The sequence below is a fragment of the Paraliomyxa miuraensis genome (assembly GCF_026337845.1).
GTDB classification, from domain to species: domain Bacteria; phylum Myxococcota_A; class Polyangia; order Nannocystales; family Nannocystaceae; genus Paraliomyxa; species Paraliomyxa miuraensis.
The window spans coordinates 53586-79520 of the sequence record NZ_JAOVZF010000142.1; the positions used below are offsets into that span (position 1 = coordinate 53586).

19 protein-coding genes are annotated in these 25935 nt (G+C 70.5%); 5 read left to right on the plus strand and 14 right to left on the minus strand.

The window, feature by feature from the left end:
• Window positions 1-64: 64 nt before the first annotated feature.
• Window positions 65-1021: a serine/threonine-protein kinase gene (locus OEB96_RS09615; RefSeq protein ID WP_266215220.1), complete on the minus strand. Its 957-nt coding sequence runs from the start codon at window positions 1019-1021 to the stop codon at window positions 65-67.
• 166 nt (window positions 1022-1187) lie between these two features.
• Here OEB96_RS09615 and OEB96_RS09620 point away from each other — a divergent pair, with 166 nt between their 5' ends.
• Window positions 1188-3347: an MYXO-CTERM sorting domain-containing protein gene (locus tag OEB96_RS09620; protein ID WP_266215221.1), complete on the plus strand. Its 2160-nt coding sequence runs from the start codon at window positions 1188-1190 to the stop codon at window positions 3345-3347.
• A gap of 8 nt (window positions 3348-3355) precedes the next feature.
• Here the strand turns inward: OEB96_RS09620 and OEB96_RS09625 are convergent, their stop codons facing one another.
• From OEB96_RS09625 to OEB96_RS09665, 9 genes are all read right to left on the minus strand, one after another.
• Window positions 3356-4258 carry an ABC transporter permease gene (locus OEB96_RS09625; RefSeq protein WP_266215222.1) on the minus strand — a complete coding sequence of 301 codons (903 nt, stop codon included), beginning with the start codon at window positions 4256-4258 and terminating at the stop codon, window positions 3356-3358.
• A complete protein-coding gene (locus OEB96_RS09630; protein WP_266215223.1) occupies window positions 4255-5061 on the minus strand; it encodes an ABC transporter permease in 807 nt (268 codons plus the stop codon). The genes OEB96_RS09625 and OEB96_RS09630 overlap by 4 nt, the downstream gene beginning before the upstream one ends.
• Window positions 5058-6092: an ABC transporter ATP-binding protein gene (locus tag OEB96_RS09635; RefSeq protein ID WP_266215224.1), complete on the minus strand. Its 1035-nt coding sequence runs from the start codon at window positions 6090-6092 to the stop codon at window positions 5058-5060. The genes OEB96_RS09630 and OEB96_RS09635 overlap by 4 nt, the downstream gene beginning before the upstream one ends.
• 100 nt (window positions 6093-6192) lie before the next feature.
• Window positions 6193-7017, minus strand: a complete 825-nt coding sequence (locus OEB96_RS09640) for a serine/threonine-protein kinase (RefSeq protein ID WP_266215225.1) — start codon at window positions 7015-7017, stop codon at window positions 6193-6195.
• Window positions 7018-7387: 370 nt separating this feature from the next.
• Entirely contained in the window at window positions 7388-8599 is a 1212-nt protein-coding gene (locus OEB96_RS09645; RefSeq protein ID WP_266215226.1) for an LIC_10091 family protein, read from the minus strand.
• Window positions 8600-8688: 89 nt separating this feature from the next.
• Window positions 8689-10008 carry a hypothetical protein gene (locus OEB96_RS09650; RefSeq protein WP_266215227.1) on the minus strand — a complete coding sequence of 440 codons (1320 nt, stop codon included), beginning with the start codon at window positions 10006-10008 and terminating at the stop codon, window positions 8689-8691.
• A gap of 69 nt (window positions 10009-10077) precedes the next feature.
• Window positions 10078-11541 (minus strand): alpha/beta hydrolase-fold protein, encoded by a 1464-nt coding sequence (locus OEB96_RS09655; protein WP_266215228.1) that lies wholly within the window; start codon window positions 11539-11541, stop codon window positions 10078-10080.
• A 128-nt stretch (window positions 11542-11669) separates the two neighbouring features.
• A complete protein-coding gene (locus tag OEB96_RS09660; protein ID WP_266215229.1) occupies window positions 11670-12152 on the minus strand; it encodes a hypothetical protein in 483 nt (160 codons plus the stop codon).
• Between the two features lie 130 nt (window positions 12153-12282).
• A complete protein-coding gene (locus tag OEB96_RS09665; RefSeq protein ID WP_266215230.1) occupies window positions 12283-13722 on the minus strand; it encodes a sigma-54-dependent transcriptional regulator in 1440 nt (479 codons plus the stop codon).
• Between the two features lie 257 nt (window positions 13723-13979).
• Here OEB96_RS09665 and OEB96_RS09670 point away from each other — a divergent pair, with 257 nt between their 5' ends.
• Both OEB96_RS09670 and OEB96_RS09675 read left to right on the plus strand, forming a co-directional pair.
• A complete protein-coding gene (locus OEB96_RS09670; RefSeq protein WP_266215231.1) occupies window positions 13980-14384 on the plus strand; it encodes a hypothetical protein in 405 nt (134 codons plus the stop codon).
• A 217-nt stretch (window positions 14385-14601) separates the two neighbouring features.
• The gene (locus OEB96_RS09675) at window positions 14602-15102 is read left to right on the plus strand and encodes a hypothetical protein (protein WP_266215232.1); all 501 of its coding nucleotides are present in this window, start codon (window positions 14602-14604) and stop codon (window positions 15100-15102) included.
• Window positions 15103-15260: 158 nt separating this feature from the next.
• Here the strand turns inward: OEB96_RS09675 and OEB96_RS09680 are convergent, their stop codons facing one another.
• Entirely contained in the window at window positions 15261-18407 is a 3147-nt protein-coding gene (locus tag OEB96_RS09680) for a serine/threonine-protein kinase (RefSeq protein ID WP_266215233.1), read from the minus strand.
• Window positions 18408-18553: 146 nt separating this feature from the next.
• On the opposite strand from OEB96_RS09680, the gene OEB96_RS09685 reads away from it, so the two are divergent.
• Window positions 18554-20476 (plus strand): RecQ family ATP-dependent DNA helicase, encoded by a 1923-nt coding sequence (locus OEB96_RS09685; RefSeq protein WP_266215234.1) that lies wholly within the window; start codon window positions 18554-18556, stop codon window positions 20474-20476.
• A gap of 49 nt (window positions 20477-20525) precedes the next feature.
• On the opposite strand, the gene OEB96_RS09690 is transcribed toward OEB96_RS09685, so the two are convergent.
• The 3 genes from OEB96_RS09690 to OEB96_RS09700 form a co-directional block, all read right to left on the minus strand.
• Window positions 20526-21848 carry a serine/threonine-protein kinase gene (locus tag OEB96_RS09690; protein WP_266215235.1) on the minus strand — a complete coding sequence of 441 codons (1323 nt, stop codon included), beginning with the start codon at window positions 21846-21848 and terminating at the stop codon, window positions 20526-20528.
• A gap of 110 nt (window positions 21849-21958) precedes the next feature.
• Window positions 21959-23695: a proteasome accessory factor PafA2 family protein gene (locus tag OEB96_RS09695; RefSeq protein ID WP_266215236.1), complete on the minus strand. Its 1737-nt coding sequence runs from the start codon at window positions 23693-23695 to the stop codon at window positions 21959-21961.
• Window positions 23696-23703: 8 nt separating this feature from the next.
• Complete coding sequence (locus OEB96_RS09700) at window positions 23704-23883, minus strand: hypothetical protein (RefSeq protein ID WP_266215237.1); 180 nt, start codon at window positions 23881-23883, stop codon at window positions 23704-23706.
• Between the two features lie 337 nt (window positions 23884-24220).
• Here OEB96_RS09700 and boxC point away from each other — a divergent pair, with 337 nt between their 5' ends.
• Window positions 24221-25903 carry a 2,3-epoxybenzoyl-CoA dihydrolase gene (gene boxC / locus OEB96_RS09705; RefSeq protein ID WP_266215238.1) on the plus strand — a complete coding sequence of 561 codons (1683 nt, stop codon included), beginning with the start codon at window positions 24221-24223 and terminating at the stop codon, window positions 25901-25903.
• Window positions 25904-25935 lie beyond the last annotated feature (32 nt).

Genomic DNA, 25935 nt, shown 5'->3' on the forward strand with positions numbered 1-25935 from the left:
CTAACGGTGTCCTCGGCGAGGGCGTGGGCGTGACCACGTGGCCGAGGCGAGGGAAGCGCCGCCTTCACCCGGGCAGCGCATCGAGCAGCGCTCGCCGCATGTCGTTCGCGCTCTCGAAGCGCTGCTTGGGATCCTTGGCGCAGGCCTTGGCCACCACCACGTCCAGGCCGCAGCGCACCCCCGCCGACAGCTCGAGCGGCAGCCACTGGCTCGGCGCGGGGATCGGTCGCCCGACCTGCGCTTCGATCAAGACCTTGGCCGGCTGCCCCAGCAGCTCCTCGAACGGGTGCCGTCCCGTGAGCACCTCGAACAGGCTGATCCCCGCCGCGTACACGTCGGTGCGCGCGTCGGGCCGCACCGTGCCCAGCGCCTGCTCGGGCGCCACGTAGCGCGGGTCTCCGCAGCGCTCGATCTCGTCGTCGCGCTGCCGTCGAACGTCGCACGCCACCCCGAAGTCCAGCAGCTTCGCGGACACTCGTCCCGCATGGGGCTCGCGGGTCACGAAGATGTTGGAGGGCTTGACGTCGCGGTGGATCACCCCCTGGCGGTGTGCGTAGGCGAGTGCATCGAGGATCCCGTCGAACACCTGGAACATCAGCGTCAGCGAGAACCGCAGGCCCCGTCGGCGTGCGCCCATGATCAGGCGCTCGAGGTCCTTGCCGCGCAGGTACTCCATCGCAAACCACTCGAGCCCGCGATCGGGCAGGATGCCCAGGTCGAAGATCCGCGCCAAATTCGGATGACACAGCCGCGCGCCGTGCAGCGCCTCCGCACGAAAGCAGCGGCGCGCCGCGGCCGGCAGGCCAGGCTTGAGCACCTTGAGCGCAACGTCGCGCTCGAGCAGCGGATCGTAGGCCCGGTACACCATCCCCATGCCGCCCTCGCCGAGCGTGCCGACGATGCGGTACTGCTTGGAGTGGATCACCAGCTTCGCGTCCACCTTCGGTGCATCTTCGATTGCAGCCGCGAACGGCTGCGTGATGCGGGCGGCGACGTCGAGAGGGGCGGCGATGGCATCCATCGGGGAGCAACCTACCCAAGCAGGTCGCAAAGCCGGAGAAATCGGCCTAAACCACCGCGTAGATGTAGGACAAGGTGGGTCGCAGAGGGGCGCTCTCGCTCGGGCCTGCGTGGTACCCTGCGCTGGGCTTCGTGCCCCCCATGACCCCGCAAGGACAGGTCTCGCCGTGCGCATTTCCATGATTGCTGCTGCCTCGCTGTGTGCCCTCGGTACCGCGCTCCTCCCCATCCAGGCCCAGGCGATCTCGATCTTCGCCTCCGACTGCGCCTTCGGCTTCCAGGACTCCTACAACCCCGGCGATGCGGTCTGCGTGACCGGGGAATTCGACGTGGTGCCGCCGGGGGGCATCTGCGCCGAGGCCTACGTCATCGTGGTGCCCGTCGGTGCGGCCAATCCGTTCGCCGATGTCACCGGGGCCGGGGGCGCACCCAACTACATCATCGGGTGTGGTGGCGCGGGTGCGTTCTACGACGAGTATGTGTGGCTGCCGCCGCTCGTTCCCGGGCAGTACGACCTCGTGATCGATCAGTGGCCGTTCGGCGGTGCATTCGGGGCCGAGGATCTCCGCCAGACCAACGCGTTCTCGGTGACCAACGCACCGATCGTGTGGTCGGTGAACCCGGCGGCGATCAAGCTCGCGGCCGTCGACGGGCTGGCCTATGCGCTGGCGCTCCAGCAGCTGACCGAGCTGCTCACGCTCATCGACACGCTGAGCACGGCGGCCGACTGGGGGCTGGCCTTCGGGCCCGCCGGGGCGCTGGCGGCAATCATCCTGAGCGAGGTCTGCTCCGCCGCCATGGTGGACTGCCCCACGTCCTACAACAGCGCGGTCATCACCATCGGCAACAAGATCATCGGGCACATGGGCGAGGCGCTCGAGATGCACTACCTCGGCATCATCGCGGACCCGCCCGATCCCATGTTCGAGGACGTGGTTCCGCTGCACTATCAAGATGCGCTGGCCCAGGGAGCGCCGTGGTCCCCCGGCGCGGGTCATCCGCTGCCGCAGGGGCAGATCGTGGTGGGTCAGCTGCTGGCCACGCAGGCGGCCGCCTACCAGGCGCTCCTGCCCACCATCGAGAAGCTGCAGGGCGCCCAGAATGCCGGCTCGCACTACGGCATGCTGATCCAGGCCGAGAAGACGCTGGCCTACACCAACCTGGCGATCGAGTCGGGCGACGCCATGATGGCCGAGCTCGACACGCTGCAGGCCACGCTCGAGGCGACCGGGAGCTACGACACCGAGGTCGACGTGGGCTCGATGGTGCAGGCCATCGTGGCGGGCGAGGCCACCGACGAGGACCGCGCGCTGATCCAGAGCTTCGGTTACTCCATGGCCGACATCGACGCCGCGATCGATCGCCTGGGGACGCTCGAGATCACCGAGACGCTGAGCTGGCAGGCGATCGTGGACAGCGCTCGCAATCAGTTCCAGGCGATGCGTCCTGCGCTCGAGGACCTGGCGATGCAGGCCGAGGCGGTCCGCGCCGAGAACGAGCCGTATGCGCTGCGGGTGTCTCCGCTGGCCCAGCTGAGCGCGCCGATGGTGGCGTCGGTCGGCGACGCGCTGGCGCTGTCGGCCTCGGCCTCGCACTACGATCCGCAGGCCATGCTCACGTACGCGTGGGACTTCGACGGCGACGGCGAATTCGACGACGCCACGGGGGCCAACGTGATGTTCACCCCGGTGGCGCCGGGGCTGGTGGTCCCGGCGGTCGAGGTCTCCGACGGGGCTCGCCGCGACATCGCCATGGCCAGCATCCAGGTCGCGGTGGACAACGTGCCGCCCGAGTTCACCACGCTGCTGCCCGAGGACTACGCGCCGTTCGCCGACGTGGGGCAGACCGTGGAGCTGTCGGCCACCGCCACCGACGGCGACGGCGATCCCATCACGTACACCTGGTTCGTCGACGGGGCGCAGGCCGGCTCGGGCGAGTCGCTCTCGTTCGACATGCCCGACCAGGAGCACCACACCGTGCGGGTGGTGGCAGCCGACGACGATCCCTACAGCGCCGACGCCGTGTTCACGTTCCACGTGCGCTCGAGCATCTGGGAGGACCAGGTCGGGGATACCGACGGCGGCACCGGTGGATCGGGGGATGGCACTGCGGGCGGCAGCGGCCTCGATGGCACCGCGGGCGGACCGGGTGACGGCACGGCCGGCACGGCCGATGGCACTGGCGGCACGGGGAGCGCGGGTGCCGATGGCGGTGGTGGTGGCGGTGGCTGCGGCTGCACCAGCGGCTCGACCACGCCGGGCTGGACCGCACTGTGGATGCTGGCGCTCGTTGCGGTGCGACGACGTCGCCGCTCTGCGGCGGCCTGAATGCGCCCTCAGCTCGACGCCGACGTGTACCCCCGCAGCGCTCGCTGCCACGTTGCCCGGGCCAGTCCCGCCAGCACCACCGCGGTGACCAGCGCCCCCACGGCCGCGCTCGCGTCGAGCCGCCCCAGCAGCGCCATCGGCGGGTAGCTGGTCATGATTGCAAACGGCACCACGAACGTGAACAACGCCCGCAGCGGCCCGCGAAACACCGAGATCGGCCAGCGCGCGAAGTCCAGCATCGCCTCCATCAAGTAGGCCAGGTTCTGCAGCTCGAGCGCCGCAAAGGCCAGGCTCAGCGCCAGCACGGCCAGCGCATAGAGGGCCATCACCCCGCACCCGAGCACCAGCGCCATGGTCAGCAGCTGCGGCAGTGACGGGTGCACGCCGCTCCCCACCATGCCCACGATCAGCAGGCCCACGCCCGCCACCGCCTCCACCAGGCACCACGGCTCGAAGTCGGCCACCAGGCACGAGACCAGCGCGTCCACCGGACGCAAGAGCAGGTAGTCGAGCGCCCCCGTGCGGATGTCGTCCATGGCCGCGTAGAGCGAGGGCTGCACCAGTGCACCGAACAGCCCCGTGATGATCATGTGGCAGCCCACCAGCATGCACAGCGCCCATGGCGTCCAACCAGCGATGTCGGCGCGATGCTCGAGCGCCACCACCAACGGCACCGTGCCGGCGATGCTCCACACCAGGCTGAGCACGCCGCCGGACCAGAACCCGGTGCGGTACTCGAGCGCCGCGAGCACCCGCAGGCGCAGCTGCACCGCCACCAGCCGCAGGTGCCGATGCAGCGCACCACGTCCCTCGAAGCCGTCTCCCGTGACGGCAGCCCTTCGGGGGCGTCGCCTGCGGCGCCGCAGGCCGCCGCCAGCTCTCGTCTCGGAGGATGCGTTGGGCTCGCTCATGCTCCGAACGCTCCGTAGGCTCGTAGACCCCGCCGCCACAGCACGGCCGCCACCGCGCCGATGATCACCAGCCACCCCGCCTGCAACCCCAGCCCCACGAGCGCCTCGGACCACGACAGCCGGCCGACCATCAGCTCCACGGGAAATCCCAGCACGGCGTGGAACGGGAGCACGCGCGCGACCTCGGAGAGGCCCGCGGGGAACAGGCTGGTGGGCACCGCATAGCCCGAGAGCACGAGGAACGCGCCCAGCCAGAGATCGAACAGCGGCGCGGCCTTGGTCAGCCAAAATGCCAGGCAGCCCACCGAGAGCTGCACCGTGAAGTTCAGCAGCCACGCCAGCGCGAGCACGGGCGGCACCAGCAGCCACAGGGTGGGATCGTCGAGCACCTGCATGCCACCGGTGGCGAGCAGCACCGCCAGGCCGATCGGGGCGGCCAGGGCCAGCCGCAGCGGCAGCACCGAGACGTTGATGATCACGTGGTGCAGCACCGGGCTCACCGGTCGCAAGAGCAGCACGCTCAGATCTCCGTTGCGGACCGAGCGGTCGAGGTCCCACACCACCCACGACGCAACGAGCTGCCGCACCAGGAACGCGGCCACGAAGTAGCTGTCGAAATCGCCCTGGTCGTAGTCGCCGATCGGCCCGTCCTCGGCCAGCGCACGCCACAGCACCAGCGAGATCAGGGGGAAGATCGAGGTGACGATCCAGATGAGCAGCGAGACGCGATAGGCCACCGCCTCGGCCATGCCCAGGCGAGCCATCGCGGCCACGACGGCCAGGTGATGGCGCAGCGTGCTCATGCGTCGCTGCCCCGCGAGCTCGGCTCGGCTCCTGCCTCGTCCTCGGGGGCTCGCATGGCGAACAGCTCGCGCATCACCTCCTCGAGCGGTGCATCGGCCACGGCCAGATCGTGGCTGCCCGGCAGCGCGAGCAGCCGCGCCACCGCCTCGGGCACCCGCTCGGGCGCCACGTCGAGGGCCATGCGCGGGGGCTCTCGCTCGACCACCTGCCCCAGCGCGCGCAGCTCGTCGTCGGTGGGCAGCGCGTCGGCGCGCACGCTCACGCGCCGCAGCGGTCGGGTGCGCCGGACCAGCGCCTCGATGCTGCCGTCGAAGCGCAGCCGCCCTCCGTCGATCACCAGGATCCGCTCGCACAGGGCGGCCACGTCCTCCATGTAGTGGCTGGTCAGCACAACGGTGGCGCCGGTGCGGCGGTTGTGCTCGCGCACGAAGTCGCGCAGCGCCAGCTGCATCGCCACGTCCATGCCGATCGTGGGCTCGTCGAGGAACAGCACCCGCGGCCCGTGGAGCAGCGCCGCCACCAGCTCGCACTTCATGCGCTCGCCGAGCGACAGCGTGCGGACGGGCTTGCGCACCACCTCGCCGAGCTCGAGCAGCTCGACCAGCTCGGTGAGGCGGAGCTGGTGTACCGAGCGCTCCACGTCGAACACCACGCGGTTCAGCTCATAGGTGTCGAGCGCGGGCAGATCCCACGACAGCTGCCGCTTTTGGCCCATCACCAGCGCGATGCTGCGCAGCAGCTCGTGGCTGCGCCGCGCCGGCTCGTGGCCCAGCACCTGCGCGCGCCCGCTGGTGGGATGCAGCAGGCCCGCGAGCATCTTGAGGGTGGTCGTCTTGCCCGCGCCGTTGGGGCCCAGCAGGCCCACGCGCTGCCCCTGAGGCACCTCGAACGAAAGCTCGCAGACGGCGTCGATCTCGACGTGCGTGCGCACGAACAGGGCACGCAAGGCCGCCCGCAGCCCGGGCTCGCGCTGGCTCACCCGGAAGCGCTTGCCGAGCCGGTCCAGTCGGATCGCGGGGACCTCGCCCATCGGGCGGAGGGTAGCGCCTTTCGCTGGGCGTCAGGGCGTGAGCCCCAAGGCGGGCGGAGGGCGAAGCCCGACCGCCGGCCGGACCGCCGGAGAGAGGAAACTAGCCGATCGTGGCGATCGCCTCGGCCATGACGCTCATCGACTCGAAGCGGTCGGCCGGATCCTTGGCCATCGCGTGGTGGAGCATCGCCTGGATCTGGGGCACCACGGCGGGGTCGGCGTCGATGTCGGTAAGCGGGGGGCGCTTGCCGTAGAGCGTGGCATAGACCTGGGCCTGCACCGTGTGAGCCTCGAAGGGATCGCGACCCGTGAGCAGGTAGAAGGCGGTGCAGGCCAAGCCGTACTGATCCGAGCACGGGTTGCTCCGCTGACCGCGGATCTGCTCGGGGCTCATGTAGCCCGGGCTTCCGAGCAGCTGCCCCTGCGAGGTCAGCTCCACGTTGGGCTCGTCGTCGAGGTTGCGCCGGGCGATGCCGAAGTCCACCAGCTTGCCGTGGTCGGGCTGATCCGCGTGGTTGGCCAGCACGATGTTGGACGGCTTGATGTCGTGGTGGACCACGCCGTGCGCGTGCGCGTGCGCGAGCGCCTCGCACATCTGCACCAGCAGGGCCTCGACCCTCGCCCAGGGCAGGGGGCCGCCCTGCTCCACCAGATCCTCGAGCGAGGGCCCGGACAGCAGCTCCATCACCATGAACGGCGCCCCATGATCGTCACCGAGCTCGATGGCCTGCACGATGTGCGGATGCTCGAGGGCCAACGACAGCCGGCCTTCCCGCATGAATCGCGCGCGCCGCTCCAGGCTGTTGGTGGGCAGCATGAGCTTGACCGCGACGCTACGGCCGGAGTCGACGTCTTCCGCCGCCCAGACCTCGCCGACGCCACCCACCCCGAGGGGCGAGGTCAGTCGATAGCGCTTGCCGATCACCAAACTGGGCCGGGCGCGGGGGGGCCGTGCGCCCGGCCCGGTCGAGCCGCCAGACTCGCACAAGGTCGGCGTAGAGCAGGTGACGGTCGCCCAACCCCGCGGGCCTCCATGATCGGTCACGGTCCTCGAGGCGCTGCCTCGGGGACCGGGCGTCACGGCCCAGGTGGGGGTTGGCGATGGCGTCATGGCTCTTCCCTCCTTTAGTGATGCGACGGCCCCATTTCGGACGGTCGCGGGTCGAATTTTTTGAATATACGGCCGGATCTCGAGCATGTTGCAGCGAAAGCGACCGCATTCGAGATGCGCGTGTGTTGCGCGCATCGAGCGTGCCGCCGATCGGCAAGGGCCGTGCGCGGTAGGACCGCGATCCCTATCCCGCGGCCCCGGCGTCCTTCTCGGCCTGCGCCTTGTGCCAGCGCTTGGCCGAGGGGGACTGCTCGGGATCGGTCGTCGTCTCGAAGAAGTTGATGCCCTCGGCCTGGGCCTTGGGACGCCCGTGGGTGATGTCGTAGACATCGTCGATGTAGGGCTGGGCCAGCCACTGCAGGTAGTTGGCGACCGGCTGCACGTTGTAGCGGTAGTCGGTGTTGACCTGCCAGATGAGCAGCGTACGCAGGACCACGGCATCCTCGTGGAAGGGCAGGTCCGCGATGTTCTGGCGATACTGCTTGGGGTAGCGCGGCCAGTACTCCTCGGCATTGCTCAGGTACAGCACGCGAATGGGCACGCCGAGCTGCTGTGCCGCCTGGGCCACCCCGCGCATGCCCTTCTTGTCGTGGAGGTTGACCACCATGGGCCGCACCCGTCGCTGCTCGAGCATCTGGCGGATGAAGTCGTAGTGCTCCTGGTGGGTGAGGTAGGTGGGGACTTCGGCCTTCTCCATGCCGCGCGCCACCGCGACCAGGCGGCGGTGGATCCAGCCGCGATAGCCCAGGTACCAGCGGCGCAGGCTCTTGGCGCGACGCTCGTCGTGGGCGTTGGTGAACAGCGCCAGGGCCTGCTCGCGCGCGGGCTTGTCCCACAGCGCCACGAATTCCTCGGGGGTGGCCGCGGCCTGGAAGAACAGCCGGTAGATCTCGTGGACCTCGACCACCGCGGGGTCGTAGTCGATGAGCCATGCGATCTCGGGGCGCGCCCAGCTCATGAACAGGTAGGCTTGATCGGTGCCCACGCCCACGTAGCCGCCGCCCACGCCCTCGATGATGGGGCGGAAGATCTCGAGGCTGCGCTCGTTGCCCGCGAGGTAGTGCTTGTCCTCGCGCTCCTTGGTCACCCCTCCGCGGTGCTCGGGGGCCGAGTCCTCGGGGGTGCCCAGCAGGATCTGCACCTGCTCGTCGGTGAGCGCGACCGGTCCCTCGGGGGCGGGAGGCTCGGGATCGGGGGTCGCGGGCTCGGTGGCCTCGGGCTCGGTGGTCTCGGGTTCGGTGGTCTCGGGCTGCGGGGCGGGAGCCTCGGGAGTCGTGGTGGGCGCAGCCGCGATCGGCGGTGTGCTCGTGGGTGCCCGCTGGGTGGCACAGCCGAACGACGGGGACGAAGCCAGCAGGGAGAGGACGACGAGCCGAGCGAGGGAGACCGTGGACACGACGCCCCGTTATCGACCCTGGCTGGTCCGACGCGCAAGCCCGGTGCGGCCGAGGCCGTGGGCAGGCGCTGAGCCGGCGTCAGGCCGGCTCAGCGGTTGTACGGCTTCTCGTTGATCCAGTGGAACCCGCGGGAGAGCAGCCGGGTCCGTTGCTCGTCGATGCGCTGCAGCGTGGCACGGTGCTCCACGCCGTCGAGGGAGCCCTCGATCACCAGCGTGGTCTCGTCGACGGTGTGGAACCGCAGGATCTGTGGCTCGGGCTCGTCGTCACGGGGAAGGCCGCGGACGTCGTCGCGATGGATCAGCTCGAGCGTGCCTGCCTCTTCGTTCACGGTGACGGTGTAGCGCACGCTCTGCCCGTGCACGGGCCACAGCGCCAGGCGGCCCCAGCGGCTGAAGGTGACCTGGCGCCACGTTCGTGCATCGGCCGCGAGCACCGGCAGCGGGTGCCCGTCGAGCTCGTGCGCCGTGACGTCGTAGATCCCGTAGAGCGGTGGCGTGGGGGCCCCGCTTCCATGCTGCGCGAGCTGGACGAGGGTCCCGACCACGTGCTGGAGCAGCACCAACCCCAGCAAGAGACCCTTGACGATCACGCGGATCCGCCGGCCGCGGCGCCCATCGAGCACGGGCGGCACCTGCCGGCCGGGGACGGCCTGGCCCGTGAGCAGCACGCCCCAAAGACGCCTGGCGTCGTGGCTCGCGAGCACCACCGCCACCGCGAGCAAGTGCGACGAGAACAGCTTGACCGGGATGTCGTAGCAGAAGTTCAGCATCACCACGTTGGACATCACGCCGACGCAGACCAGCGCGCCGAGGGTGGTGGTGCGTCGCCACAGCAGCAGCACCCCGCCCAGCACCTCCATGCCGCCGGTGAACGCCTGATAGGGGTGCGAGTAGCCCATGAACGCCCATACCAGGCCCATGGGAGAGGACTCGCCGTAGGGCTCGGCCAGGCGAAAGGCGTCGGGCTCGGGGAACTGCAGCGCGAACACCTTGACCACGCCGTAGCCGATCATGATGGTGCCCAGCCAGTAGCGCGCCCACACGGTGAGCCACGCCGCGAGCCTGGGATGGCACTGGCGGCGGTCGAGCATGCCCCAGGCCACACTGCCCACGGCGGCCAGCACCAGGATCATGAAGAGCTTGACGTAGTCGGCCGTGGTGTCGCCGCTGCCGTTGGGCCCGACCGCGATCTCGTAGCCGATGCCCAGCACGTGGTTGCCCACCCACGGGATGATCGCGTTCCAGGCCTCGAAGTAGAGCTGGGCCAGCATCGCGACCCCCGGCACCATGTCGAGCGGGAACGGCAGGGCGTAGAGCGCGAAGTAGAGCGCGCCAAAGCGAAACGCCAGGCGCTGGATGGGACCCCACGACGGTGCCGCGGGGGGCTTGGGAGTCACGGGATCCACGGGCGCCTCCTCCTCGGTTGGTGCGCGAGCGTCGAGCGTGGGTTTCGCGGCCCACGCCCGCGCTCAGGATCACCCGCCCGCGGGGAACCAGTCCACCAGCGCGGGCAGCAAGCGATCGGCCCATGCGGCTTCGTTGTGCGGCGCGCCCGGATCCCAGCGGTAGAAGAGATCCACCTCGTCGGCCCATCCCGACCCGCGCAGCAGCTCGGCCATCGCCACGTTGCCGCAGTAGTTGTCCGAGCCGTCGCCCGGGCACCCCAGGCCCTCGCTGCCGCCGCTGTCGAGATAGATGCGCAGGCCCAGCGGGGGGCTACCGGCGTAGAGATCGAGGATGGTGGGGTTGCTGGCGCCGATGGTGCCCCAGTCGATGGTTCCCGACATCGAGGCGACCTGCCCGAACACCTCCGGGTACCGAAGCCCGATGTAGAGGCTCACCAGCCCTCCGAGCGACGAGCCCATCACCCCCACGTCCTGGGGATCGCTGCTGACCGGATGGCGCTGCTCCACGAACGGCTTGACCCCGTCGACCACGAAGCTGGCGTAGTCGTCGGCCTGTCCGCCCACCCGCATGCCGCCGATCACGTCGGTGACCTGGGTGTACTCCTCGAAGCGGGCCGAGGTGTTGTCGATCCCCACCACCACCAGCGGGGGCAGGGTGCCGTCGCCGATGGCGACCTCGAGGGTCTCGCTGACCCGCCAGCCGCCGAAGAACGCCTCGGGCGAGAACAGGTTCTGACCGTCGTGCATGTAGAGCACGGGCAGGTCGGTCTGCGTCTGTGCCTCGACCGGCAGGTACACGGTCACCGTGCGGGGCTGGAGCGGGCCGATGCCCTCGGAGAAGTCCGGCCAGCGCTCGTGGTGGCCACGGTCGGGCATGGGATCGATCTGCGAGTACTCACCGAACCCATCCCAGCCAAAGCGTCGGGCCAGGGGATCGGCGAAGTAGTCGACGCCGTCGCGCACGAGCTTGTAGAGGCCCTCGGGGCTGCCGGCCGGCTCGACCAGGCCCACGTAGAAGCCGAGGCCGGCCACGGGCTCGGTGAGGACGTGCTCGTCGGGGGTCCAGCCGTTGAAGTCGCCCACCAGCGACAGCGACTCGCCGGGCTCGCCGAGGTGGGCCACGGCGAGCCGATCGTCGCAGAGGATGGGAAAGCCGTGATCTCCGTAGCTCACCGCTCGCACGAACTCGTCCACGAGGACGGGACGGTCACCGGGGTCGGCATCGGGAAGCGCGGCCACCAACGCATCGAGGCGATCGCAATCGTCCTCTTCGGGGGGCGGCAGGTCGGAGGGCGGGCCCGTGTCTTCCGCCGTGGTGTCGGGATCGACGGTGTCCGTGCTCGGGTCGAGCGTGTCCGTTGCTTGGGTCGAGCCCGTGGGCAGCGGCAGCGTGGTGGTGCCGGGGGCGTCGGTGGTGCTCGACTCGTCTCCGCCCGTGCTGCCCGTGTCGTCGCCGCAGGCGGATGCGCCGAGCCCGAGCAGCGCGACCAGACCCAGCGAAGGCCAGACCGATGAACCATGGCGGTGTCGCATCGAGCGCGGAGGGTAGGCGCCTCACCCTCGCGCTGCAACGGTGTGGCTCTGCCTGGCTGGTTTTTGGCGGCCCCTTCGGGAGCGTCGCCTCGCGGCGCCGCGGGGCCTTGTCGGCAGGCTCTGCCTGCCTAGCTCGAGGTCACGTCTCGCAGCGCATCCACCACGTCGTCGGCGTCGCGCTCGAGGCCGGCCTTGCGCAGCAGCTCGGACACCCAGGGGAGCGCCTCGTCGGTGGAGCCGAAGACCTTGGTGGGGTAGCCCGCGCGCACGGCGAGCTGGATGCCCGACATCACCGCGCGCGCGGCCGCGGCTCCAAAGCCCTGCCCCTCGACCACCTGGGCCAGGCCCATCAGGATCTCGCGCCCATCCCTGGCCAGGCCGGTGGCCGCTTCTCGGGCCGTGGCGCTGACCAGCGCCCCGGTGTTGGGCGCGAAGACGGTGAGCATCACGATGCGGTTGTCCACGGTGGACTGAGCCAGCGCTCGCTGATGGCGACCGACCAGCTCGATCTTCTCCTTGGTGGGTGCCGCCTTCCAGCGACAGGCGACCACGGCCGACCAGGTCACGATGCGCAGCTCGTCGTCGTCATGGACCACATCGGGTACGAGCACCACGGCCGAAGCATAATCGAATGCTCGATTTGGGTCGAACGAACCATCGGGCCGTCGACGCGGTGAGGCCAATGGTGGGACATCACCGGGTAGTGAGGGTGATTCACTCACCCGCCGGAAGCCGTGCTTCCTACGGAGAACCGCGCTGGATCCCCAGCAGGCGCATCTTCTTGTGGAGGTGGGTCCGTTCCACCCCGAGCGACTCGGCCGTACGGGAGACGTTCCAGCCCAGGTCCTGCAGGCGCCGGAGGATGAAGGCTCGCTCCACGGCCTCGCGAAATTCTCGTAACGAGAGTCCCTCGGGGATCTCGAGCGCGCTCTCGGTCAGCTCGACCAGCGAGAGGCCCCCGCCGTCGTCGTCGAGCTCGTCGTCGGAGCCGCGGATCTCCGGGGGCACGTCGTGCAGCTCGAGGTCGCCGTCGGAGAGGATCACCATGCGCTCGATGACGTTGCGAAGCTCGCGTACGTTGCCCGGCCAGGAGTGGCGCTGCAGCGCGCCGAGGGCCGCGCTGGACAGGCGCTTGAGTCCCATGCCGTTGTCCTGGCAGGCCTCGTCGATGAAGCAGCGGCTGAGCAGGGGGATGTCGTCGGGCCGCTCGCGCAGCGGCGGCACCAGGAGCGGGACCACGTTGAGCCGAAAGTAGAGGTCTTCGCGGAATTCGCCGCGGCCGACCAGCTCGGGCAGGTTCTTGTGGGTCGCGGCCAGCACCCGCACGTCCACGATCGAGGGCTTGCGGCCGCCCACGCGCATGATCTCGCCGCTCTGCAGCACCCGCAGCACCTTGGCCTGAGCGCCCAGGGCCATGTCGCCGATCTCGTCGAGGAAGATCGTTCCACCGTCGGCCACCTCGAACAGGCCGGGCTTTTGGGCCGTGGCGCCGGTGAACGCCCCGCGCTCGTGGCCGAACAGCTCGCTCTCGATGAGTTCGCGAGGGATGGCCGCACAGTTGACCTTGACGAACGGCGCGGTGCGGCGCTCGCTGGCCTCGTGCACGGCGCGGGCCACCAGCTCCTTGCCCGAGCCGCTCTCGCCGGTGATGAGCACGCGGGCCTTGCTGCGCCCCACCTTGGCCACCTGGGCCAGCAGCATGCGCATGGGCTCGCTGTCGCCGATGATCGAGCCGCGGATGCGGCTTCGGAGCACGCGCAGGCTCTGGTCGGAGCGGTACTGGCGTAGGGCGTTGCGCACGCTGACGATCACCCGGTCGCGGGCCAGCGGCTTCTCGAAGAAGTCGAACGCGCCCAGGCGCGTGGCCTTGACCGCGTCCTCCACCGTGGCGTGGCCGCTGATCATGATCACGGGCACGGGGGGGGGCCCGCCCTCGGGATCGCGGAGGCGCTCGAGCAGGTCGAGGCCCGAGATCCCCGGCATCATCACGTCGGTGATGATCACCTCGATGGGGGACTGGGCGGCGGCCAGCTCGACCAGCGCCGCCTCGCCGGTGGCGGCCTCGACGACGGTGGCGCCCTCGCCCTCGAGCACCATCCGCAGCGTGCGACGGATGTTGCGCTCGTCGTCGACCACGAGGATCTTGCCCTCGAGGTCGCCTTGCTGGTCTTGCTCGGTCATGGGGGGTCGTGCGGGGCGCGGGGATTGTCGCACCTTGGGCGTGCGAGCGGGGCGCCCGGCGGTCCGCCCCCTGCACGGGAAGGCCAGCTCGCGCCAGTCGGGCCGGGGGCAACGACAGTGGCCAGCAATCGCGTCTGCTGTTGCCAGCGCCCGGCGGGGTCGTGCACGGCCCCGGTTCCGCAAGTCATGGAGATCGTTGTCGCCTGGGTGCTGGCCCCGGCCTTGCTTCGTACGAGGGCATCGAGGAGACGCTCCCAATGCCCACCATCGGCGATCTCTGCCTCTGGCTCCGTCACAACATGAGGGACCTGCGACTGTCGCCGGACGTGATCGGCGAAGCTCACGGCCCGTCGGGCCCCGTGGTGCGGATTCGCTGGCACGAGATCGCCTACGTCGGCGGCAAGTACCTGGGGGTGGGCGTCGAGCTGGTGGAGGGTCGGCTCCTCGGTGAGGTTTGGATGTACGGCCCGGGCGTGGGAGACGTGCGCATGCACGCAGGCCACTCCGTCGTCATCCCCGCGCCGGTCAAGTCCACGCTGTGCGCGATCGCGAGGTCGCACGCGGCCCATCGAGAGCCCAGGGGCTCGGGGCGCTCGACGCCTCGGCCTTCGAGGTCCTCGGCCACGGCGCAAGAGCTCCTGCCAATGGTGGCAGGGTGGTGAAGGCAAGACGTGTGGAGCGGACGGTCGGTGAGCATCAGGGCGGATGCTCACCGGCCGTCCGTGACCCTCTTGGCCGCCCCTTCGTGACCCTCTTGGCCGCCCCTTCGTGACCGAGGGCACGGCCTTGGCGGCGCCGTGAGGCCCCGCTCGGCCGGGCCGGCGCGCCTTCGGGCGGCGGGGCTTCCCCCTCCCGCGGGCCTTTTGTAAGGTCCGCCCGATGGCCTTCGCGTACGAGCCCGGCATCTACAAGACCACCAAGTACCTCCCCGGGAACGAGGCGCAAGTCGGTCCCGACCAGCTGATCCTCATCCGCACCGACGGCGACTTCGCTCCTGCGTCGGTGCTGTTGCCCGTGGCCAACACCAACAACCAGTGGCGCTTCCAGATGCCGGGCATCAAGATCCCGGCCGCCTCGCTCAACTGGGGCGAGAGCCTGGTCAAGCTGCCGCACGAGGGCTTCTACCGCCTCACCCGCGAGTTCACCTTCGGCGACAAGGGCAAGTGGATCGAGAATGCCATCGTGCAGCTCGGCTACACCCGCAAGGCCGAGCCCATCCTCTTCATCGCCCAGCGCCGCAGCCCGCTGACCAGCAACGAGCTGTGGTTCTCCGACAAGGGCGTGAAGATCGAGCTCGACCAGGTCGACGAGATGCTCACTGCGCTGGCGTGGTATCAGGAGCCGGAGAAGAAGGACGGCAACGGGGCGTCGGCGAACTAGCCTCGGCCCCCGCGGCCGGCTCGGGTTGGCGATACAGCCAGCGTGCCCCCCGGAGGGGCATGCTTGGTGATCTCGGTGGGGCGGTTGATGCGGATCGCCGTGTAGGCGCTGCGGGGTGGCGGCGGCAGCCGTTCGGGAGCGCGGAGCGCTGGCGGACCTCAGGGGGCCTCGGCGTGCTCGCGCAGCCATGCCTCGACCGCGGTGATCTCCTCGGTCGCGCTCTCACCGAGCACACGAAGACCGGCGTGGGCCTGCGTGGCCAGGGCCACCGCGCGCGTGCGGTCGCGACCCTGGTCGACGGGCGCGTCCCAGAGGGCTCCGGCGAGCAGGAGCTGCGCTCCCGCGAGGTGCGGCCCCAGCTCGCCCAGCTCGGCCAGGACCACCGCGCGCTCGAGCAGCGGTACCGCTGCGGCGACGCGGCCTTGCGCGAGCTCCACCTGCGCCAGGGCCACGAGCGGGTGGGCCACGAGCGGGTGCGCGGGGCCCAGGGTCCGCTCGAGGATCGCGAGGGAGCGCTCATAGAGCGGTGCAGCACGGTCGTGGGCACCCGCGGTCATGTGGGCGTTGCCGAGGTGGCCCAGGCACGTGGCGAGGTCGGGGCTGTCGGGACCGAGTGATTGCTCGAAGACGTCGATCGAGCGCTCGTAGAGCGGCACGGCTCGCTCGTAGCGGCCGCTGGCCAGCTCCACCGCGGCGAGGTAGGCGAGGCTGCGTGCGACGTCGGCGTGAACGGGGCCGTAGGCCTTCTCGAAGATCGCGAGGGCGCGCTCGTGGAGGGGCCCGGCCCGGTCGTGGGCGCCGACTGCCATGTGGGCCTGGGCGAGATCGGTGAGGCTGGAGGCCACGTTGGGATGCTGGGGCCCCTGGGAGCGCTCGAAGATGGCGAGGGCGCGCTGCTGCAGCTGCGTGGCTTCGTCGTAGCGCCCGAGGGCCGTGTGCGTGCGTGCGATGTTGTTGAGCACGGCGCCCACGTGGGGATGCTCGGGTCCCAGCGCCGGCTCGACGATGGCGAGGGACCGCTCGAGCAGCGGCAGCGCCTTGGCGTAGGCGCCGTTGGACGAGTGGACGCGGGCGAGCTCGAGCAGCGCGAAGGCGACGGCGGGGTGCTCGGGGCCGAGCTCCTGCTCGTAGATCGCGAGGGCGCGCGCGGAGAGCTGCTCCGCCTGGCCATACGTGCCGGCGTTGAGATGGACGTTGGCGAGGTTCTTGAGGCTGGCGGCCACGGCCGGGTGGTTGGGGCCGAGCAGGCGCTCCCGGATCGCGAGCGCTCGCTCGCCACGCTCGCGCGCCGCAGCGCTGGCGCCGGTGGCGTCGTCGATGAGCGCGAGGTACAGCAGGAGCTCCGCACGGCGCAGGCCCTCGTCCTCACCCAGGCCCGTGAGCGCGAGCTCGGCCAGCCGTGCCCAGTGGCGCCCCTCGGGGTGGCGTGCCGAGCGATTGCCCACCACGAGCACGAGCAGGCTCGCGGATTCGAATGCGAGCTCGGTGGCCTGCACCTCCGCGGCCTGGAAGTAGGCGTCGGCCAGCATGGCCTCGGCCTCTGCAAAGGCGCCGGACTTCTCGAGCAGCGAGCCGAGGCGCTGCTGCGCAGTGGCCACCAGCGGCCGCCACTGCAGCGCCTCGGCTTCCGAGAGGGCCTCGCGGACGAGCACGAGGCCCTTGTCGTAGCGCCCGGCTCGCTCGAGGTTCGAGGCACGAGTCACCTTGGCGCGCACGGCCCGGACGCCCTCCCGGCTCGCGTCTGGTGGGGGTGCCAACAGGCCGAGCGCTCGCTCGTCACGGCAGGGAGCGATCGCAGCCAGGCCCGCGGCGGCCGTCACCGCCTTCTGCAGCACGTCCGCGTCGGCGAGCGTGAGCTCGTCGACCAGCGACTCGAGCTCCATGCGGCGCTCGTCGAGGCACCACAGCGAGCGGTCGAGCGTGGCCACGTCCCAGCGACCGCGCACCTCGGCGTCGAGGCAGGCCTCGACCCTCGCCTCACGCCACGCGGTGGCTTGTCGCTCGAGCCACGGGAGCGTCTTGCTCGCCGTCGTCGCGGCGTGGCTCACTCCGGTGCCGACGAGGGCCGCGCGCAGCTCCTGTGCGCGGGCGGGCCCGAAGGCCGTCTCGATCTCGGAGCCGGCGGCCTCGCAGGCCGCGGCTCGCTCGGCGAGGTCGTAGCGTCGTGTCGCCTCGGCGCCGATGCCCATGACCGCGAGCGCTCCTACCGCGATGAGGCCCTGCCGGGTTCGAGCGCGCGTGCGTCCGGTGGCCAGCGTATCGAGCAGCGCGCGCATGGAGGGCCAGCGCTGGGCGGGCTCGACCGCGAGCCCGCGCTCGCACGCGTGACGCAGCCACCTCGGCACCTCGCGCCCCGTGGGAGGCGTGCGGATGCGGCCGCTCAAGAGGTGGTCGGAGATCTCCATCCACGTGTCGCCTTCGATGGGGCGCTCGCCGTAGAGGGCCTCCCACAGCGTCACGCAGAACGCGAATTGATCGGCGGTCGCCGTGAGCTCGCCGCGTCCAAGCTGCTCGGGCGCCATGTACCCCGGGGTGCCGACGATGGCGCCCACGCGAGTGACCGACAGCAGCGCCGACGTCTCGCGCATCGACGATGTCGGCACCTCGTCGGGATCGTAGGACATCGCGCTGGCATGCAGGCGGGCGAGGCCGAAGTCCATCACGCGCACGCGACCGTCGTCGCCGACCATCACGTTGTCGGGCTTGAAGTCGCGGTGCATGAGCCCCGCGGCATGAGCGGCGGCCAGACCCTCACCGGCGCTACGCACCATGGCGAGCACCTCCGTCCAGCGGCGCGGCGTACCGAGCCAGGCGCCGAGCGTCTTGCCCTGCACGAATTCCATCGCGAGCCATACTTGCTCGCCCACCGTACCCACGTCGTAGAGCGCGACCACGTTGGGGTGCGAGAGCTTGGCGAGCGCCTGCGCCTCACGCAGCAGCCGCGCGCGAGCGACGGGGCCGCCCGTGCCGGGCAGCAGCAGCTTGAGCGCGATCTTGCGATCGAGCTCGGGATCGTAGGCGGCATACACCACCCCCATGCCGCCGGCGCCCAGGCGCTGTAGCACCACGTAGCGACCGATCGCGGCACCGGCATCGAGCGGGCGCGTGGGCTCGTGAAGCGCCGAGTCGTCGCCGGTGATGGTCAGCTCGAGCGAGGGCCGGCCCTCGCCGTCGACACCTGCGAGCGTGACCTCGGCCGAGGGCACCACCCGCGCGTGGCCAGGGCCGAGCGTGGTCGTGCCGCCTCCCGCCTCCGCTGCGCGCAGGTGATCGTCGTCGGGGAACGGGGGGTCGCTCGTCGCCATGGGGCGCCCCATGGTACGAGAAACGCGGCCGCCGAGGTCGCGCCCGATGGGGCTGGCAACGAGTCGGGTGACCCCTGGCAGCAACTCATGGGGTTGGCGTCGGTGTACCCCGTCGATGGGTAGGCGTCCGTGCTAGCGTCGGTGTCGTGCCCAAGGGTGGCGAGCAGCTGAGTCTCCTCCAGTCGAGCTCCCCACCGCAGGCGCAACCGGCAGCCGACGAGACCACGAACGAGCGGACGCCTGCGCAGCTCTGCCTCGCCGAGGTCTTTGGTCACTCGGACTTCCGGGCGGGACAGCGCGAGCCCATCGACGCGCTCCTGGGAGGCCGTGATGCCCTCGTGGTGTTGCCCACGGGAGGCGGAAAGTCGCTGTGCTACCAGGTGCCGGCCGTGGTGCTGGCTCGGCGAGGCAAGGGCACGACCGTGGTCATCTCGCCGCTCATCGCGTTGATGAAGGATCAAGTCGAGGCGCTGGTGGGCCAGGGGGTCCGGGCCGCGGCCCTCAACAGTCATCAGGACGACGCCGAGCGCCGCCGGGTCCTGACCGAGCTGCAGGCCGGCAGGATCGAGCTGCTGTACGTCTCGCCCGAGCGGGTGGCGCTCGGGGGCTTCCAGGCCCGGCTCGGGCGGCTGCCCATCGCGGTCCTCGCGATCGACGAGGCTCACTGCGTCAGTCAGTGGGGCCATGACTTTCGGCCGGAGTATCTGCGCCTGGGACAGCTGCGGCGCGTCACCGATGCGCCCATGATCGCGCTCACGGCAACCGCCACGCCCCTCGTGCAGCAGGAGATCGTGCGCGTGCTCGGGCTCGAGGATCCGGTGCGGGTGGTGGCCTCGTTCGCGAGGCCCAACCTCGCGTTGTCGAGCCATGCGCTGCGCACCGATGCCCAGCGGCTCGCAGCAACGATCGCGGCCCTGGAGCAGGCGGGCCTGCACACCCGCAAGGGCCCGGGCCGAGCGATCATCTACTGCAGCACGCGCAAGAAGACGCAGACCGTGGCCAAGGCGCTGCGGGCACGCGGAATGGCGGTGGTCTACTACCACGCGGGTCGAACGAAGCTCGCGCGCGAGCGAGCCCAGGATTCGTTCGACACCGGCAAGAGCCGCATCCTGGTGGGCACCAACGCGTTCGGCATGGGCATCGACTACGAGGACGTACGCCTGCTCGTGCACTTCCAGCTGCCGGGGAGCCTCGAGGCGTTCTACCAAGAGGCGGGCCGAGCGGGGCGTGACGGGCTGCCCGCCCGCTGCATGTTGCTGCACGGGGCATCCGACGTGCTGACCCAGCGGCGCTTGATGGGGGACCGCCCATCGACGCCCGAGGCCCTCGAGCACCATGAGCACCGCGAGCGTGCCCTGCAGTCGCTGGTGCGCTACGCGACCGAGCACCGATGTCGCCAGCAAGCACTGTGTGAGTACTTCGCCGACTCGGAAGGCGCCGCGCGGGCCTGCGGCCGTTGCGACGTGTGTACGGGAGCCGCCGCGGCGGAGGTGGCACAGGCCCCCACGCCACGAGTCGAGCTCGATGCACGGCAGCGCGAGGAGCTTCGCACCCAGGTGCTGGCGCTCATGGGCGCGATTGCCAAGCCGCTGGGCAAGATGACCCTCGTACGGGGGCTGCGGGGGAGCCGGGCCGAGGCCGTGCGCGCGGCCAAGCTCCACCAGCTGCCTCAGTACGCAGCGCTATCCAAGTACGACGAGCGGACCGTGACGTCGATATTCGACGACCTCGAGCGCGAGCGCGTGCTGGTCTCGCACGGACGGAAGTACCCCACCGTGTGGCTCGCCGATGCCGAGCTCCCCGCCCGTGGCGACCGCCCTGGGCGCAGCAAGGCCACACGCAACTCTGCGTCCACCGAGCTCGCCCGTCAGCTGGAGAGCTATCGTCGCCGCACCGCGCGGCGACTGTCATGGAAGCCCTACATGGTCTTCCATCGCAAGGTCGTGATGGCGGTGGCCCGATCGAAGCCGAGCAGCCTGGCCGAGCTGGCGCTCATCGTGGGCCTCGGCCCCGCGAAGCTCGAGCGCTTCGGCGAGGAGCTCCTCGCGCTCGTGCGAGAGCACCGCTGATCGAGCAGCGCTCCCCACTCTTCGCTCGATGTCCCGCCAGTCCCGCCCGTCAGCGACCGACCCGGCGTCGCAGGGGATCTGCGAGCAGGCTGCGGGCGAGCGCGGTGAGCATCACCGGATCCTCGGGCTTGATCAAGAACCCATCGGCTCCGGCGTCACGCAGCGCGTGCCACTGCGAGGGGTCGATCTGGTCGCTCACGATCGCGATCGCCAGGGACTCGAGCCGGTCGTCGCTGCGCAGCCGGGCCACGAGATCCTGCCCTCGCAAGTCGGGCAGTGCGGGCTCGAGGATCAGCAGGGCCGTGGGCTGGGCGGAGACCTCGCGCAGCACGCCGGCTCCGTTCTCGACGAGCGCCAACGAGATCATGGGAAGGGCGTCCCGGAGCGCGGCGGCCATGCGTTCGCGGCAAGCAGGATCCGGCTCGGCAATGATCACGCGGCGGCCAAAGCTCGGATCCTCGGCGTCTTTGCGGGCCTGCATCAGGGCCGCGCGAAACTCGGCGGCCGAGGGCGTGCGGTTCTCGGGCACATGGCAGAGCGCAGCGAGGATCGGGCCGTCGAATGCAGGGCTGAGCGTGGGGCACATCAGGCTCGGTCGCGTCACCGTTCCCGTGAACTGGGCGCTGAGGATCTCATTGACCGTCGTGCCCGCGAACGCGGGCTCTCCGGTGAGCATCTCGTAGGCCAGCGAGCCCAGCGCATAGACGTCCGAGCGCTGCACCAGCGGGCCGCTGTCCATCTGCTCTCCCATCAGGTTCAAGGTGGCGAGCTCCGGGGCGATGAAGCCCGGAGTGCCTCCGGGGCTGGCGGCGGAGTCGACCATGGTCACCGAGCACGCCAGGCCGAAATCACCCACGACCACGCGCGACCCACGGTCGACCATCACGTTGCCCGGCTTGAGGTCGCGATGGACGGCTCCGGCCTCGTGGATTGCTTCCACCCCCCGACAGACCTGGTCGAGGATGTCGATGGCGTCGCCGAGGGGCATGCGCGCGCGCTCGAGCTCGCTCTCCAGGTTCCACCCCTCGATGAATTCCATCACGAAGAATGGCGTGCGGCCGTCCCACCCGAAGTCGAACACCCCGACGACGTTGGGGTGGTTGATCTTGGCCATCGTCCTGGCTTCGGCCAGGAAGTGCTCCTGAAAGCCCGGGTTCGCCGCCAGCTCGGGTCGGATCAGCTTGATCGCCACGTCACGCTCGAGCCGCTCGTCCCGGCCATGCAGCACCATGCCCATGGCGCCTTCACCCACCAGCTCGACCACGCGGTACTTGTCCCCCACCAGGCCTCCGATCTCGGGGACCGCGACCGGATCGAAGCTCCCGGTGGGATGGCGCCGGGCAGCCCGCGTGGTTCTTCGGCGGTCGAGCATGCCATCACCACGGTATCGCGACCGCGTCGCGAACGTCTCGCGGTATCGATGATCCCTTCACCCGACGAGGGCTCTCCGAATGATCAGGGGTCTTGCGGACCCCGACGGTCTCAGGTGTGGTCGTCGTCCGTGGAGCGGTCGCGGTCGCGATCTCGGTACTGGTCCAGCCGGATCACCCGCCCGCGCAGCCGCCCGCCCACGCGCACGCGGTCCCAGTAGACCTTCACCTCGACGTCCTGCTCGCGGAGCTCCCGGATCAGCCGGCTGCGACGCTGAGCCGGGGAATCCGCGGGAGGCTCCCGCATGGCTCGCTCGACCTCCTCCTCGCTGACCAGCCGGGGCGCGAGGCCATCCGCCTCGAGCCCGTGCAGCCATCCTTCGGGGCCCAGCTCGTGCATCTTGAGGTCGATGGCCTTGCGAACCTCCCACGGCTCGCCATCACCGGCCGTCTCGAGCAGGAAGCGCTTGGTCACCCAGTCCACCCGGCCCACCTGCGTGGCCGGGTCGCGCTCCAGGCCATCGAGGGTACGCCCCCACAGCTCCACCAGCTCGGCCGCCTCCATCGAGGGCACGGCGCTCTCGCGCACGAAGTCACGCGCGCGCTCCCAGTAGCGCCGCTGCACCTGCAGGGCCGTGAGCTCCTCGGCACCCCACGGGATCCGAGCGCGCAGCTCGGGATCGCCGATCACCCGTCGCAGCCCGTCCAGCGGCCGGCGCAGCCGGGGCAGATCGGCCAGGCGCCCTGCCTCGGCCATGTCGAGCACCAGCGCGGTCGTTCCCACCTTGAGCAGCTCGGCCACCTGCGTCACGTTGGAGTCCGAGAGCCCCAGCTGCAGGCGCTGCCGCCGGTGCATCAGCGACAGCGCCTTCCACCCGCGGAGCATGGGCAAGCCGAGCAGCGACTTGCAGAGGTTGCCCCCGTCCCACACGCAGCGGTCCTCGGGGGCCACGCTGCGGCGATGCAGCCCCACGATCGACGGCCCCTTCTCCGACAGTCCCAGGCTGCCGTCGGGCATCAGCGTGCCCGTTCCCGTGAGCACGGGTCGGGTGAGCAGGAACGGCAGCGCATCGCGTCGCACCCGGCGAAACGCCAACCCGGCCGCCAGCCAGAAGAACGGACGGACGGCGGGGGCCCACAGCGCACGCTCGATCGAGGAGAACGGCCGTGCGAGCCGGCGCTCGAGCCCCCGGCCCTCGCGGGGAGCTCCTTCGTCGCTCGAGAACAGCTCGCCCCACAGCTCCAGGCGTCGCACCCGGGCCGAGACCACGCCCAGCAGGCCGAATGGCAGCAGGAACGCCACCGTCGCCACGATCGCCACGATCGCCACCACCCAGGTGGCGATCGTGCTGAGCAGCGCCAGGGGCAGCAGCAGCAGCAACCCCACCCGCCAGGCCCACAGCAGCGGGCCGCGAGCCAGCTCGCACTCGTAGCTCTCCTGGGCTCCGTAGACGTTGCCCTCGGCGTCGCGACAGTTCTTGCGCAGCGACAACCGAACCGGCCGACCTTGCCGCGCCAGCCGGAGCTCGGCGTCGGGCAGCGCCCGCACGAGCAGCGCATCCTGGGCGCGCTGATGCAGCAGCGCCGTGCCGGGGCTTCGGCTCTCGGCCGTCGCACCTTCGAGCAGACCCCCGTCGCGGGCCCACGGCAGCGACTCGTAGGAGACGCTTCCGCCGTTCTCCAGGAAGATCTGCTTGAGCGACGACTCTCCGGGCTGCGTGACCACCAGCGCCTCGATGGCCTCGCGCACGGCGTCGTAGACCTCGGCGTTGGTGGGCGAGAGCGGGGCGTCGCGAGGCGACACCCCAATGGCGTACTCGGTCTCCAACCCGAGCAGGCGATCGAGCACGGCGGGCGCTACTCGCCGCCCTCGGGCACCACCGTGTCCTCGAGGTAGCCCTCGGGGTCACGACGGGCCTCGGCCCGCACCGCAGCGATGCGCGCCGCGAGCTGCTCGGCCCGATCCTGCTCATGGGGCTCGAGGTCTCGAGGCTCGGAGGACGAGAGGATGTCGAGCTCCTTGGCTGCACGCGTCATGCCCCAAGGGTAGCAGGTCGGCGAGGACATTCGGGGGCCTTCTCGCCTGCCGCCAGGAACGCCGGCGAGGCGGCCAGCTCGAGCCACCACTTTGCACGGACGCGAGCCACCACTCGAGGTGGTTCGCCCGCCCTGCGCATGGCATCTCCCAGTCCTCGTGTCGAGCCTCACTGCGCCGCCGCACGATGGAGTCCATTCACCCAGAGGGCTCACGTGTCGGTCCTCTCGTGGCCCATGCCGAGGGCGGGACCCGTGTGGCTCCACACGACGAAATTGGCCCCCAGACCCGGTTGGCGCACGGTTGAAGGCCGTTTCAAGCTGCTAGCGTTTGCCGGTGATGCAGCAGCCTGCCGCTTCGTCGCCCGCCCCGGTGGACTTCGAGGTCGAGCCCGAGCACTACCGCCACTGGTCCGTCGCCTACGACGGAGCGATCGCCCGCGTCACCATGGCGGTCGACCCCGAAGGCGGTCTTCGCGAGGGCTACGAGCTCAAGCTCAACTCCTACGATCTCGGTGTCGACATCGAGCTCGCCGACATCGTTCGACGGATGCGCTTCGAGCACCCCGAGGTGCGCGTGGTGGTGCTGCGCTCGGGCATCGATCGGGTGTTCTGCGCGGGCGCCAACATCAACATGCTGGGCCAGTCCACCCACGCGTGGAAGGTCAACTTCTGCAAATTCACCAACGAGACCCGCTGCGAGCTCGAGGAGGCCACCGGGGCCAGCCAGCAGGCCTACGTGGCCGCGTGCAACGGCACCACCGCCGGGGGCGGCTACGAGCTGGCACTGGCCTGCGAGGAGATCTACCTGCAGGACGACGGCAACTCCGCCGTGAGCCTGCCCGAGGTCCCGCTGCTCGGGGTGCTCCCGGGCACCGGTGGGCTCACCCGTCTGGTCGACAAGCGCAAGGTCCGTCGCGATCGTGCCGACGTGTTCTCGACCACCGCCGAGGGCATTCGCGGCAAGAAGGCCAAGCAGTGGCGCCTGGTCGACGACGTGTTTCCCCGCAGCAAGTTCGACGAGAAGGTCGCCGTGCGCGCCACCGCCCTGGTGCAGCGGTACTCCAAGGATCTCCCGGCCGGTGAGCGCAAGGGCGTCGAGCTCACCGCGCTCGCGCCGGAGGTCGAGGGCAACGATCGCCGCTATCGCCACGTGGCCCTCGAGGTCGACCAGACCGCCCGCACCGCGTCGCTCACCATCACCGGTCCCACCGCCGACGACGTGGCGATCCTCCGCCGGGGCGGCGAGGCGGCGCAGCAGGCCGGGGCCGAGCTGTGGGCGCTCCGGGCCTACCGCGAGCTCGACGACGCCCTGCTGCACCTGCGCGTCAACAACCCCACCGTGGGCCTGGTGCTGGTGCGAGCCAAGGGCGACGCCCAGACCGTGCTCGATCACGACGCCGCGCTCGTGGCCGCCCGCGACCACTGGTTCGTGCGCGAGGTGCTGCTGCACATGGGGCGGGTGCTGCGACGCATGGACAACACCAGCCGCTCGTTCTTCGCGCTGGGCGATCGCGGCACCGCGTTCGCTGGCAACCTGCTCGAGCTGGCGCTGGCCGCCGATCGCTTCTACCTGCTCGACGATTCCAGCGCCCCCGTGCACGTGGGGCTGGGCGAGCTCAACGAAGGCGCGCTGCCCATGGCCCACGGCCTCACCCGCCTGCAGACTCGCCTCTACGGCGAGCAGGACACCCTCGATGGCCTCGTCGGCAATCGGGCGCTGCTGGAGCCCTCGGCGGCCGACGACGCCGGGCTGGTCACGGTGCTGCTCGACGACATCGACTGGGACGACGACGTTCGCATCGCCATCGAGGAGCGGGTGAGCCTCTCGCCCGATGCCCTCACCGGCATGGAGCAGAACCTCCGCTTCGCCGGACCCGAGACCCCCGAGAGCAAGATCTACGCGCGCCTGTCCGCGTGGCAGAACTGGATCTTCATCCGCCCCAACGCGACCGGGCCCGAGGGGGCCCTCACCCTCTACGGCCGCCCCGAGCGCCCGAGCTTCGACTGGCAGCGGGTCTAGGCATCCTCCTGACCGCTTCGCCCGTTCTTCGC

What these genes read in the sequence shown, in the direction of transcription:
- OEB96_RS09690 (WP_266215235.1), bottom strand. Translation starts at nt 21,848, where the DNA reads ATGCTCGACCGCCGAAGAACCACGCGGGCTGCCCGGCGCCATCCCACC.
- OEB96_RS09675 (WP_266215232.1), top strand. Translation starts at nt 14,602, where the DNA reads ATGGCCTTCGCGTACGAGCCCGGCATCTACAAGACCACCAAGTACCTC.
- boxC (WP_266215238.1), top strand. Translation starts at nt 24,221, where the DNA reads ATGCAGCAGCCTGCCGCTTCGTCGCCCGCCCCGGTGGACTTCGAGGTC.
- OEB96_RS09625 (WP_266215222.1), bottom strand. Translation starts at nt 4,258, where the DNA reads ATGAGCGAGCCCAACGCATCCTCCGAGACGAGAGCTGGCGGCGGCCTG.
- OEB96_RS09665 (WP_266215230.1), bottom strand. Translation starts at nt 13,722, where the DNA reads ATGACCGAGCAAGACCAGCAAGGCGACCTCGAGGGCAAGATCCTCGTG.
- OEB96_RS09670 (WP_266215231.1), top strand. Translation starts at nt 13,980, where the DNA reads ATGCCCACCATCGGCGATCTCTGCCTCTGGCTCCGTCACAACATGAGG.
- OEB96_RS09655 (WP_266215228.1), bottom strand. Translation starts at nt 11,541, where the DNA reads ATGCGACACCGCCATGGTTCATCGGTCTGGCCTTCGCTGGGTCTGGTC.
- OEB96_RS09615 (WP_266215220.1), bottom strand. Translation starts at nt 1,021, where the DNA reads ATGGATGCCATCGCCGCCCCTCTCGACGTCGCCGCCCGCATCACGCAG.
- OEB96_RS09680 (WP_266215233.1), bottom strand. Translation starts at nt 18,407, where the DNA reads ATGGCGACGAGCGACCCCCCGTTCCCCGACGACGATCACCTGCGCGCA.
- OEB96_RS09630 (WP_266215223.1), bottom strand. Translation starts at nt 5,061, where the DNA reads ATGAGCACGCTGCGCCATCACCTGGCCGTCGTGGCCGCGATGGCTCGC.
- OEB96_RS09635 (WP_266215224.1), bottom strand. Translation starts at nt 6,092, where the DNA reads ATGGGCGAGGTCCCCGCGATCCGACTGGACCGGCTCGGCAAGCGCTTC.
- OEB96_RS09700 (WP_266215237.1), bottom strand. Translation starts at nt 23,883, where the DNA reads ATGACGCGTGCAGCCAAGGAGCTCGACATCCTCTCGTCCTCCGAGCCT.